13 protein-coding genes are annotated in these 10,352 nt (G+C 57.8%); 9 read left to right on the plus strand and 4 right to left on the minus strand.

Going from position 1 to position 10,352, the window contains the following annotated elements:
• The first annotated feature begins 13 nt into the window (after window positions 1–13).
• The 3 genes from K3177_RS11365 to K3177_RS11375 are packed head-to-tail and all read left to right on the plus strand — an operon-like array spanning window position 14 to window position 2,601.
• A complete protein-coding gene (locus K3177_RS11365; RefSeq protein WP_196848082.1) occupies window positions 14–733 on the plus strand; it encodes a class I SAM-dependent methyltransferase in 720 nt (239 codons plus the stop codon).
• A 4-nt stretch (window positions 734–737) separates the two neighbouring features.
• The gene (locus K3177_RS11370) at window positions 738–2,144 is read left to right on the plus strand and encodes an NAD(P)H-dependent flavin oxidoreductase (protein ID WP_103023748.1); all 1,407 of its coding nucleotides are present in this window, start codon (window positions 738–740) and stop codon (window positions 2,142–2,144) included.
• The gene (locus K3177_RS11375) at window positions 2,137–2,601 is read left to right on the plus strand and encodes a GNAT family N-acetyltransferase (protein WP_345725397.1); all 465 of its coding nucleotides are present in this window, start codon (window positions 2,137–2,139) and stop codon (window positions 2,599–2,601) included. The genes K3177_RS11370 and K3177_RS11375 overlap by 8 nt, the downstream gene beginning before the upstream one ends.
• A gap of 4 nt (window positions 2,602–2,605) precedes the next feature.
• Here K3177_RS11375 and K3177_RS11380 read toward each other — a convergent pair whose 3' ends face one another.
• Window positions 2,606–3,622, minus strand: a complete 1,017-nt coding sequence (locus K3177_RS11380) for a 2-hydroxyacid dehydrogenase (RefSeq protein WP_221598348.1) — start codon at window positions 3,620–3,622, stop codon at window positions 2,606–2,608.
• Window positions 3,623–3,735: 113 nt separating this feature from the next.
• On the opposite strand from K3177_RS11380, the gene K3177_RS11385 reads away from it, so the two are divergent.
• Entirely contained in the window at window positions 3,736–4,197 is a 462-nt protein-coding gene (locus K3177_RS11385) for an SH3 domain-containing protein (protein ID WP_247714434.1), read from the plus strand.
• Window positions 4,198–4,200: 3 nt separating this feature from the next.
• Here K3177_RS11385 and K3177_RS11390 read toward each other — a convergent pair whose 3' ends face one another.
• The 3 genes from K3177_RS11390 to K3177_RS11400 are packed head-to-tail and all read right to left on the minus strand — an operon-like array spanning window position 4,201 to window position 6,321.
• Entirely contained in the window at window positions 4,201–4,647 is a 447-nt protein-coding gene (locus tag K3177_RS11390; RefSeq protein WP_221598350.1) for a hypothetical protein, read from the minus strand.
• A complete protein-coding gene (locus tag K3177_RS11395; protein WP_221598351.1) occupies window positions 4,648–5,070 on the minus strand; it encodes a hypothetical protein in 423 nt (140 codons plus the stop codon). It abuts the gene before it with no gap.
• 54 nt (window positions 5,071–5,124) lie between these two features.
• Complete coding sequence (locus K3177_RS11400) at window positions 5,125–6,321, minus strand: acetyl-CoA C-acyltransferase (RefSeq protein WP_221598352.1); 1,197 nt, start codon at window positions 6,319–6,321, stop codon at window positions 5,125–5,127.
• Between the two features lie 89 nt (window positions 6,322–6,410).
• On the opposite strand from K3177_RS11400, the gene K3177_RS11405 reads away from it, so the two are divergent.
• The 5 genes from K3177_RS11405 to K3177_RS11425 all read left to right on the plus strand — a co-directional run bounded on the left by K3177_RS11405 (window position 6,411) and on the right by K3177_RS11425 (window position 10,350).
• Window positions 6,411–7,841 carry a coniferyl aldehyde dehydrogenase gene (locus K3177_RS11405; protein ID WP_221598353.1) on the plus strand — a complete coding sequence of 477 codons (1,431 nt, stop codon included), beginning with the start codon at window positions 6,411–6,413 and terminating at the stop codon, window positions 7,839–7,841.
• Between the two features lie 133 nt (window positions 7,842–7,974).
• A complete protein-coding gene (gene ndhC / locus K3177_RS11410) occupies window positions 7,975–8,349 on the plus strand; it encodes an NADH-quinone oxidoreductase subunit A (protein WP_103023755.1) in 375 nt (124 codons plus the stop codon).
• 4 nt (window positions 8,350–8,353) lie between these two features.
• Window positions 8,354–8,920: a NuoB/complex I 20 kDa subunit family protein gene (locus K3177_RS11415; protein ID WP_173830024.1), complete on the plus strand. Its 567-nt coding sequence runs from the start codon at window positions 8,354–8,356 to the stop codon at window positions 8,918–8,920.
• Window positions 8,921–8,926: 6 nt separating this feature from the next.
• Window positions 8,927–9,817, plus strand: a complete 891-nt coding sequence (locus K3177_RS11420) for an NADH-quinone oxidoreductase subunit C (RefSeq protein WP_221598354.1) — start codon at window positions 8,927–8,929, stop codon at window positions 9,815–9,817.
• Entirely contained in the window at window positions 9,817–10,350 is a 534-nt protein-coding gene (locus K3177_RS11425) for a hypothetical protein (RefSeq protein ID WP_221598355.1), read from the plus strand. The genes K3177_RS11420 and K3177_RS11425 overlap by 1 nt, the downstream gene beginning before the upstream one ends.
• Window positions 10,351–10,352 lie beyond the last annotated feature (2 nt).

The following is a 10,352-nucleotide window of genomic DNA, read 5'->3' on the forward strand; positions in this document are numbered from 1 at the left end:
CCTTCCGCTTGCCATGCTTGGCGCGTGCAAGGGGCAGGTTCTCGTCGATGACGACGAGCCGCGCTTTCCTGAGCCAGACAGGGCTGTGTCCGACCTGGGTTCGAACCAGTTTTCGACTGAAGACCAGCGAGACAGTCGCGGCGAAGCGAAGACGGTGATGGACCTCGCCGAAATAGAAGACGGAATGACGGTGGCCGATATTGGCGCTGGAAACGGCTATTACACCGTCCGACTTGCGGAACGGGTTGGCGCGGATGGGCGGGTGTTGGCGCAGGATATCGATCGCGATGCTCTCAACCATTTGGGCCGGCGGATCGAAAAGCAAAGGCTTGAAAACGTATCGATCCGGCAGGGCGAACTAGCTGATCCCAAGCTGCCGGAAAACAGTTTCGACCGCATCTTCATGGTGCATATGTATCATGAGATCGCACAACCTTACGAATTCCTGTGGCGTATGTGGCCTGCCTTAAGAAAAGGTGGGCAGGTGATCGTGGTCGACATCGATCGTGCGACGGACAAGCACGGGATCGATCCCTTGCTGTTAAGCTGCGAGTTCAAAGCCGCAGGGTATGAACTCGTCACCTTCAAGGATTCGCCTGAACTGGCCGGGTACTATGCACAGTTCAAGGCAGCCGCTACGAGGCCGGAACCCGGAGAGATACAGCCATGCCGCGGCGAACGTGCCGCGCTGGGCAACGAGGCGCAGGGCGCCCGCAAAGAAAAGAAAGCGTAATCCAATGAGTTTCAAGGGTCTGGAGCCGATAAGCTATGGCGGCAAGGAAGTCTGGCCACTGGTCGAAGGTGGCAAGGGCGTTTCCGCAACCAACCATCTGAGCTCCGGCGCATGGGCAGCCGCTGGCGGCATTGGAACTGTCAGCGCAGTCAATGCTGACAGCTACGACGACGATGGCAATCCGATCCCCCAAGTTTACCCGCAGGCGACGCGTAAGGAGCGGTTCGAGCAACTGGTTCGTTATGCCATAGACGGCGCGACCGAACAGGTGAAGCGCGCCCATGAAATTTCCGGTGGCAAGGGCGCCATCAATATCAACGTGCTGTGGGAAATGGGTGGTGCGCAGCAGGTTCTGGAAGGTGTGCTCGAAAACTGCCCGGGATTGGTCACCGGCGTGACTTGCGGCGCAGGTATGCCGTATAAACTTGCGGAAATCGCGGCGCGTTACAACGTCCACTATCTGCCCATCGTTTCCTCGGCCCGTGCCTTTCGGGCATTGTGGAAGCGCAGCTACTCCAAGGTTCCCGATCTCATGGCAGCCGTGGTCTATGAAGATCCCTGGTTGGCCGGCGGACATAACGGCCTGTCCAACGCCGAAGATCCGACCAAGCCTGAAGATCCATACCCTCGTGTCGCTGCGCTGCGCGAGACTATGCGCAAGGAAGGCGTGTCGGAAGATACCGCCATCGTCATGGCGGGCGGCGTGTGGTTCCTGCGCGAATGGAACGACTGGATCGACAATCCCGAAATCGGCAAGATCATGTTCCAGTTCGGAACTCGTCCGTTGCTGACGCATGAGAGCCCGATCCCGCAGATCTGGAAGGACATGCTTCGCACGGTGGAACCGGGTGATGTGCTGCTGCACAAATTCAGCCCGACAGGCTTTTATTCCAGTGCGGTAAAGACCCCCTTCCTCTACGACCTGATGCATCGGTCGGATCGGCAAATTCCAATTTTCAAGCGCGATGAGGAAGATGGCACCGTTCCACTGTCGGATCACGGTAAAGCCAAGTATTTTTGGGTTCATCCTGGCGACCAGCGCAAGGCGCTGTCGTGGATGCACGAAGGATTTTCCGAGCCGCTGAAAACTCCCGACGATACAGTGGTCTTCGTGACCCCGGAAAGCGCTGAGCAAATTCGAGAGGACCAGCAAGCCTGTATGGGGTGTCTGTCGCACTGCCAGTTCAGCAGCTGGAAAGATCACGATAATCACACAACCGGCCGGCTCGCCGATCCGCGAAGCTTCTGTATTCAAAAGACCCTCCAGGATATCGCCCATGGGGGCGATCCGGACGAGAATCTCGCCTTTGCGGGGCATGCTGCCTATCGCTTCAAACTAGACCCGTTCTATTCCAATAATTTCACGCCGACCGTGAAGGAACTGGTCGACCGTATCCTGACAGGTGACTGATTTGGAAGTCGGCGTCGCCAACCTCGCCGACGCCGATGTTCGCGATCTAATCGCTCTGCATCAGCGGCAAATGTATAATGCATCGCCGCCAGGAACGTCGTTCGCCCTTGATCTCAGCGGCCTCGAACGACCCGATGTGACGGTCTTCGATGCAAGGCAGGACGGCGAGTTGCTTGGCATTGGAGCGCTCATGCAGCTTTCGTCGGCAATGGGCGAGATCAAGTCCATGCGTACAAAGGAACTGGCACTTCGCCGCGGTGTGGGGCAGGCATTGCTGGACGCGATCACGTTTGCCGCCCGGGACAGGTCTTTGAAACTCTTGGTGCTGGAAACCGGAACGGGACCTGTCTTCGAACCGGCAAACCGCCTCTACCTGCGAAATGGCTTCGCTCGGAGAAGCGCCTACGGCAATTATGTCGAAACGGAATTCAACGTCTTCTACGAAAAACGCCTATGACTGTTCAGGCCAAACCGGTCAGGACCTGATCGGGCGGTCGGTGGCCATCCGCCCACATACGAATGTTGGCGATGACCTTCATGCCGCTTTCTTCGCGCCCTTCGAGGGTGGCACTTCCAATATGGGGAAGCGTCATCACATTCGGATGCCGGATCAGACGGGCATCGACATGCGGCTCGTCCGGATAAACATCGAGACCTGCTCCCGCAAGTTTTCCGGCCTCTAAAGCCGCAATGAGCGCTTCCTGATCGACGAGGTCGCCGCGCGCCGTATTGATTAGGCTTGCCCCATCTTTCATCAGGCCGATCCTTTGTGCGTCGATCATGTGATGCGTGTCCGGACCTGCTGGACAGTGCAGCGTCAGGATGTCGGCCTCCGACATCAGTCCCTCGAGGCTGTCCACCCAACGGGCGCTGAACATACGCTCAACGGCTTCGGGCAGCCGTTTGCGATTGTGGTAAGCGATTTCCAATCCGAACGCGCGGGCGCGATGCGCGACAGCCTGGCCTATGCGGCCCATACCGACGATGCCCAGAACCTTCCCAGCGAGCTTTGCGCCAAGCAGGGCAGTTGGCGTCCAGCCGGACCATTCACCGCTCCTGATGAGCTCGACACCTTCGCGGATACGGCGCGGCACGCCAATGATCCCTGCCATGGCAAGATCAGCAGTATCGTCAGTGAATACGCCTGGCGTATTGGTGACGAGAATATGGCGCTCCGCTGCGGCTTCAAGGTCGATATGCTCCGTTCCTGCGCCAAAATTGGCGATCAGACCGAGGTCCTTTCCGGCGGCGGCTATCATATCGGTGTCGATCCGATCCGTCACTGTCGGGACCAGCACATCGCAATCCCTCATAGCTGCGGTCAGGTCATCACGCGTCAGCGGGTTGTCGTCCGCATTGAGCACGACATCGAATAGGTCGACCATGCGGTCTTCCACGCTTGGCATCAGATGCCGCGTGACGAATACCCGGGGTTTACGTTCGAGACGTTTGGAGTGCGTAGAGTTCGTGCTTGCCATCGTATTGCATCGCTAGGACGGCGCCGGGTCGATGGTCAAGGATTTGGGCGGGGAAGCTGTTGCCAATCGCGTTGACTGTTCGCCAAATTTCTTCAATTCGTGGCTGCATGGTCATGCGACTTTTTCTTCCCTTTCTTGTTCTTCTCGGTTTGGCCAGCACAGTGCAGGCTCAGGACCGCGACGTGCCCTATTGGGCCACCATAAGGGCTAGCGAGCTTAACATGCGAGTAGGGCCGAGCGCGGACTATCGTATTGATTGGGTCTACCATCGTCCGGGCCTGCCAGTGAAGGTTGTGAGGCTGATGGAGGGCTGGCGTCTGATCGAAGATCCGGACGGCGCGCGGGGCTGGGTCGTCGCCCGCCTGTTGAGTCCAGATCGGGGCGCCATCGTGATAGGAAACGCATCGACCGAATTGCGTGATGGTGCGTCTTCAGGGTCGGACATCAAATGGCGCGTTGAACCTGGCGTCGTGGGCGTACTTGGCGATTGCGACGATGGCTGGTGTGAATTTTCCATCGGGGAACGGCGGGGATACATTCTTGCGTCCCGCCTCTGGGGGGCGGGGCCTCCGTAACCCTCAGCTCTCTACGGGACGAACGGTGTAGCTATCGCTGCCATCCGCACCCGTTGTGGTGAACGTTCCATCTTCGGAGAGGGACGAATTGATCCAGCAGCGTTCTTGCTTGTCTTCTCCCGCACCGGACGGATCGAAGCACGCTGTTCCGCGGTCGTCGCGCCATCTGCCTGTTACGATTGTCTCCCCATCCGGATTGCGTGTCGAATAGGTACCATCCTGTTCTATCACCATCTGGAAGTAGAGACTGCCGTCGCTGCTCTCGATCGAGTACACTCCGGGTGCCAAGACATAAGCATCTGGCGAGGGAGCTTTTTCATCGTTTTCGGTGGTGTCGTGTGCGTAGGGGGCTTCTGGTTCCTGACCGCAACCCGTCACGAGCAGGCCCGCCAGCGTGAGGGTAAAGGCCGTCGAAAAGCGCGATGGCAAACGCCCCGATCTGCTGGCCATCTAGGTGCCCGGAGTACTTGTGGGTGTAGCGCCGCCATTGACCTTGCGCACCGTAGTCGTGTTGCCATCCTCATCCTGCATTGCAAAGCTGCCGTCTTCTCCGGGGGCTGCGCCGGTGTAGCATTCTTCGCTTTCGTTACCTTCCGGATCGAAGCACATCGCACCGTCATCACCGGTTCGCCATTTGCCGCCACCGGTTCGATCACCGTCTGGCGTAGTCTCGACGTATGTTCCGTCCGAGTTGATGGTTTGCAGCGTTACACTACCATCGGCTAATTTGATTTCGTAAGTGCCGGTTACGTCACCCGTAGCAGTCCCGCTAGCGGTTGCAGCCGCGGTGTTGGTGGATTCCGGCGTTTTTTCCTCTTTCGAACCGCATGCGGCGAGCGCAGCGCAAGCGGCGAAGACCATAAGCTTTTTCATCGGTTCTCCCCTTTCGCGGGCACAACGCGCGCGAAAGGGGGAGGGTCCCGAAAATCAGACGAGTTCGACCGCCACTGCCGTCGCTTCACCGCCACCGATGCAGAGAGATGCGATTCCGCGCTTCTTCCCCTGTTCCTTGAGTGCGTTGAGAAGGGTGACGATAATCCGCGTGCCGCTTGCCCCGATAGGGTGTCCAAGCGCCGTGCCGCCGCCATTCACGTTGATCTTGTCGTGAGGGATGCCGATGTCACGCATGGCAAACATTGCAACGCAGGCAAAGGCTTCGTTAACTTCCCACAACTCAACTTCGTCAGCCGACCAGCCGGCATTTTCGAGAACCTTGTTTATAGCGCCAACCGGAGCAACCGTGAATTCGGATGGTGCCTGGGCATGGGCTGCCATGGCAACAATCCGGGCGACGGGGGTCTGTCCATTTTTCTCTGCAACACTTTCACGCGTCAGCACAACGGCGGCGGCACCGTCCGAAATCGAGGACGAAGTCGCCGCCGTAATCGTCCCATCCTTGGCGAAAGCCGGGCGGAGGGTAGGGATCTTGTCGGGCTTGCCCTTTCCGGGCTGCTCGTCGCGTTCGACAGTTACTTCGCCGGCGCGGGTGGAGAAGGTGACCGGCACAACTTCTCCAGCGAATGCGCCGTTTTCGATGGCCGCGTTTGCACGTCGAAGCGATTCAATCGAATATGCGTCCATTTCTTCGCGGGTGAGCTGGTAATCGTTTGCCGTGTCCTGGGCGAAAGTGCCCATCGCACGGCCTTCTTCGTACGCATCTTCCAGCCCATCGAGGAACATGTGATCGTAAGCAGTGTCATGTCCGAGGCGCGCACCGCTACGGTGCTTTTTCAGCAGATACGGCGCATTGGTCATGCTTTCCATGCCACCGGCCACGACGTAATCGATGGTGCCGCTCGCGAGCGCTTCTGCGCCCATGATAACAGTCTGCATGCCACTGCCGCAGACCTTATTGACCGTGGTTGCCTGGACCGACTTCGGGAGGCCGGCCTTGATGGACGCTTGCCGCGCAGGGGCCTGACCGAGCCCTGCCGGCAGAACGCAGCCCATGTAGGTGCGATCAAACTTATCGGCGGAAACACCCGACCGTTCCACCGCTGCTTTAACCGCTGTCGCGCCGAGATCGGTTGCCGAAACATCCGCAAGCGCGCCCTGCATTCCCCCCATTGGGGTCCGGGCATAAGACAGAATGACGACGGGATCGGATGCGCTGAACTGGGGCATGCTTGTGCTGGTCCTTGTGTTCTGGAATATCTCGCTGCCGAGATAGGATGTGCGTCGCTGCGACGCAACATGGACCGAGGGAGTTTAGGATGGTTGAAGATCGCAGAGCGCCAATGGAAGCCGTGCTTAGGAAGCAGCGCTCCGCCCATCATCAAATGCGACCCGAGCCCATGAACCTGCGCAGGGATCGCATCGAGCGCGCTATAACCTTGTTGAAAAAGCACGGCGATGATCTGTGCAAAGTGATGGCTGCCGATTTCGGAAACCGTTCGCCGCTTCAGTCGATGATTACCGACATTGCGGGAACTGCGAATTTCGGAAAATATTGCCTCAAGAACATGGACAAGTGGGCGCGGGCAGAAAAGCGCCACATCCAGTTTCCTTTGGGCCTGCTCGGAGCAAAGGCAGAGGTTCGTTACGAGCCCAAGGGCGTCGTCGGGATACTGTCGCCCTGGAATTTCCCGGTGAACCTCAGCTTCGGCCCCCTCATGCAGGTATTTGCCGCCGGCAATCGTGCGATGATCAAGCCGAGCGAGTTTACTGAAAAGACCAGTTTGCTCACCAAGGAACTTATCGAGGAATATTTCACGCCAGACGAATGTGCTGTCTTCACCGGGGGGCCGGAAGTTGCCGCTGCTTTCAGTGAACTTGCATTCGATCACCTCGTTTTTACGGGATCGACCGCAACAGGGCGCAAGGTCATGGAGGCGGCGTCCAAAAATCTCGTACCCGTGACGCTCGAATTAGGCGGAAAATCCCCTGTATTCATGGGCGAAAGCGCCGATTTCGCGAAGGCTGGGGAACGCGTGGCCCTGGGCAAGATGATGAATGCAGGCCAGATATGTCTTGCTCCGGACTATCTATACGTGCCCGAAAGCAAAGTGGATGAGGCGATCCACGGTGTATGGGAGGGGACTGCCGCCATGTACCCCTCACTGCTCGACAACGAGGATTATGCCAGCATCGTTACAGACAGGCATTTTGATCGCCTGCAGGCGATCGTAGCAGATGCTCGCGACAAGGGTGCGGAGGTGATCGAGGTCAATCCCGCTAACGAGGATTTCTCCAACACCAATGCGCGCAAGATGCCGCTGACGATCCTGAAGAATGTCAGCGAAGACATGAAGGCAATGCAGGAAGAAATCTTCGGACCGGTCCTGCCGGTGAAGATCTATGCCGATATCGATGAGGCTATTGACTACGTGAACCAGCACGACCGTCCGCTGGGGCTGTACTATTTCGGACAGGATAGCAGCGAGCGCGAGAAGGTGTTGAGCAAAACCATCAGTGGCGGCGTGACCGTGAACGATGTTCTGTTCCACGTTTCGATGGATGATCTACCGTTCGGTGGAGTGGGGCCGTCTGGCATGGGCAGCTATCATGGGGTCGAGGGATTTCGCGAATTCAGCCATGCTCGCAGCATCTATACACAGCCAAAAATCGACGTTGCCAAACTGGGCGGCTTCAAGCCGCCATACGGAGCGGCCACAGAAAAAGCTGTCAAAACCATAATGAAATAGCGGGCCGGGTGTGGAGCGCGGCGCATGTCGCGGATTTATTGCGAATAGTTCGCATTTCTCCACCCTTGCACCATCTGGGTGAGGGGCCTAGAGGCGGGCGCGAAAACAAGCTCCCCGTGCCTAGGAATCATTCGTGGTCGACCTCGAACAATACCTGCCCATCCTGATTTTCCTGTTCATTGCCGTTGGTCTTTCGGCATTGTTCGTATTCCTTCCGATGGGTGTTTCGCGGCTAACTGGGGCTCACAAGCCCAATGCCGAGAAAAACAGCGAATATGAATGTGGATTTCCCGCATTCGAGGATTCGCGCAGCCAGTTCGATGTTAAATTTTATCTCGTTGCGATCAGCTTCCTGCTGTTCGACCTCGAAGCGTCTTTTCTCTTCCCATGGGCAGTCAGTCTGCAGTTCACAGGGTGGGAAGGCTGGATCGGTATGATGATCTTTCTCGGCATCCTCGCCGTAGGCCTCGCCTACGAGTGGAAGATGGGCGCCCTGGATTGGGAATAACGCCATGAACAATTCGACCATTATCACCCCGCCCAACGCCGTTCCTGCCGCCCAGGGTGGTGAGGTTCGTCAGCCCGAAGCGGACTATTTCAATGCGCTTCAAACAGAGGTGAACGACAAGGGGTTCCTCGTCACCAGCACCGAAGATCTGTTCCAATGGGCGCGCACCGGTTCGCTATGGTGGATGACGTTCGGCCTTGCCTGCTGTGCGGTCGAGATGATTCATGTGAACATGCCGCGTTATGACATGGAGCGTTTCGGTGTCGCCCCGCGCGCCTCACCCCGCCAGTCGGACGTGATGATCGTTGCCGGTACGCTGTGCAACAAGATGGCGCCTGCCCTTCGCAAGGTCTACGACCAGATGTCGGAGCCAAAATACGTCATCTCGATGGGAAGCTGCGCCAATGGGGGTGGCTACTACCATTACAGCTATTCCGTCGTGCGTGGGTGCGACCGGATCGTACCGGTCGACATTTACGTCCCGGGGTGCCCACCGACAGCAGAGGCGCTTCTGTACGGTGTCATGCAGTTGCAGCGGAAGATTCGCCGCTCGGGAACGATCGAAAGGTAAGGCCGAATGGCAACGTTACATTCCGCGCCCCGCTTTACCATGATCGACGGGCTGAAGAGTGCGCTCAGCGAGGCGTTGGGCGATCATCTGCTCGGCGCCCATGAAGAGCATGGTGAGTTGTTGCTCACCGTAAAGCGTGACAGCGTTGAGGACGTGCTTCGCATGCTGCGCGACGAGCACAAGTATCAGCAGTTGATGGAGATCGCAGGTGTTGATTACCCGAGCCGTGCCGAACGGTTCGAAGTGGTCTACATGCTGCTTTCCTTGACGACGAATAGCCGGATCATGGTGAAGTGTTCGGCTTCGGAAGATACTCCGGTTCCTACTGTCACGACGCTGTGGCCGAATGCGGGATGGTTGGAGCGCGAAGTATTCGACATGTACGGGGTGCTTTTCGCCGGCAACTCGGACCTTCGCCGCATCCTCACCGATTATGGGTTCGAAGGCCATCCCTTCCGCAAGGACTTCCCGCTTACGGGCTATCATGAACTGCGCTACTCGGAAGATGAAAAGCGCGTTGTCTATGAGCCTGTCGAACTTGCACAGGATCTTCGACAGTTCGATTTCATGAGTCCATGGGAAGGGGCGGATTACGTTCTTCCCGGCGATGAAAAGGCAGATACGTCTCCGGTAGATGAGCCCAAGACGACCGAGAAGCCATCCGATACCGGTGCTGGGGCCAAGACTGACAAGCAGGCGTCTGAAAAGGTCACTGCGGGAGCACCCGCCGAGAAAGATGGTGGCGAAGAGGCTCCCGCGCCGGAGCCGACCGAGGATCAACCCGCGCGCCCAAAACGCAAGGGCAAAACAAGCGATACTGCTGAAGCGACCGAGCCAAAAAAGAAGCGTGCCCCGGCGAAACGTAAGCCTGCTGTGGCAAAAAAGGATCCGAAGTAATGAGTAGGCTCCTTTTTATCGCACTACCATTGGCTCTTACGGCCTGTTCTTCAGAGCCCTCCCAGCAGGAGGGCGCCGATGATTTTGCCAATCGTATCGGGCAGAATGAATCGGCGGCAGTTGACGGGATGGCCAATCCGGACAAGCCCAATACCGCCAATGCACAACCGCCCCAGGGTGCCGATCTTACTCAGCTTCAGAAGCTGGGCGATATCGGTGGTGTCAATCTTGGCACACGCGAAGGCGGTTGCACCTTGATGATTGGCAAGGATGAGATGATCATAGCAGGCGGCGTCAACGACCGTGCGATACCTGGCAAAGCCGTTGTCAGGATCGGCGATAGCCTGACGACTGTCGACGCATCGGTCGGTGGTCTTGATGCGGTCAAGAGTGGCACGACCTTCGAAGGTGAAGGTTTTACCGTTACTGTTTCCCCGGCAGAGGGCGATCAGCAGCGCCGCCCTGCCAATGTCCTCGTACGGGATGCAGCCGGCAAATCACAAAGCTACAGCGGCAATTGGATCTGCGGATGAGC

It is taken from the genome of Qipengyuania pacifica (genome assembly GCF_019711555.1).
Lineage (GTDB): Bacteria > Pseudomonadota > Alphaproteobacteria > Sphingomonadales > Sphingomonadaceae > Qipengyuania > Qipengyuania pacifica.

Coding starts and splice junctions, on each gene's coding strand:
- K3177_RS11405 (WP_221598353.1), top strand. CDS start 6,411: ATGGTTGAAGATCGCAGAGCGCCAATGGAAGCCGTGCTTAGGAAGCAG.
- K3177_RS11420 (WP_221598354.1), top strand. CDS start 8,927: ATGGCAACGTTACATTCCGCGCCCCGCTTTACCATGATCGACGGGCTG.
- K3177_RS11380 (WP_221598348.1), bottom strand. CDS start 3,622: ATGGCAAGCACGAACTCTACGCACTCCAAACGTCTCGAACGTAAACCC.
- K3177_RS11415 (WP_173830024.1), top strand. CDS start 8,354: ATGAACAATTCGACCATTATCACCCCGCCCAACGCCGTTCCTGCCGCC.
- K3177_RS11395 (WP_221598351.1), bottom strand. CDS start 5,070: ATGAAAAAGCTTATGGTCTTCGCCGCTTGCGCTGCGCTCGCCGCATGC.
- K3177_RS11390 (WP_221598350.1), bottom strand. CDS start 4,647: ATGGCCAGCAGATCGGGGCGTTTGCCATCGCGCTTTTCGACGGCCTTT.
- K3177_RS11400 (WP_221598352.1), bottom strand. CDS start 6,321: ATGCCCCAGTTCAGCGCATCCGATCCCGTCGTCATTCTGTCTTATGCC.
- K3177_RS11425 (WP_221598355.1), top strand. CDS start 9,817: ATGAGTAGGCTCCTTTTTATCGCACTACCATTGGCTCTTACGGCCTGT.
- K3177_RS11365 (WP_196848082.1), top strand. CDS start 14: ATGCTTGGCGCGTGCAAGGGGCAGGTTCTCGTCGATGACGACGAGCCG.
- K3177_RS11370 (WP_103023748.1), top strand. CDS start 738: ATGAGTTTCAAGGGTCTGGAGCCGATAAGCTATGGCGGCAAGGAAGTC.
- K3177_RS11385 (WP_247714434.1), top strand. CDS start 3,736: ATGCGACTTTTTCTTCCCTTTCTTGTTCTTCTCGGTTTGGCCAGCACA.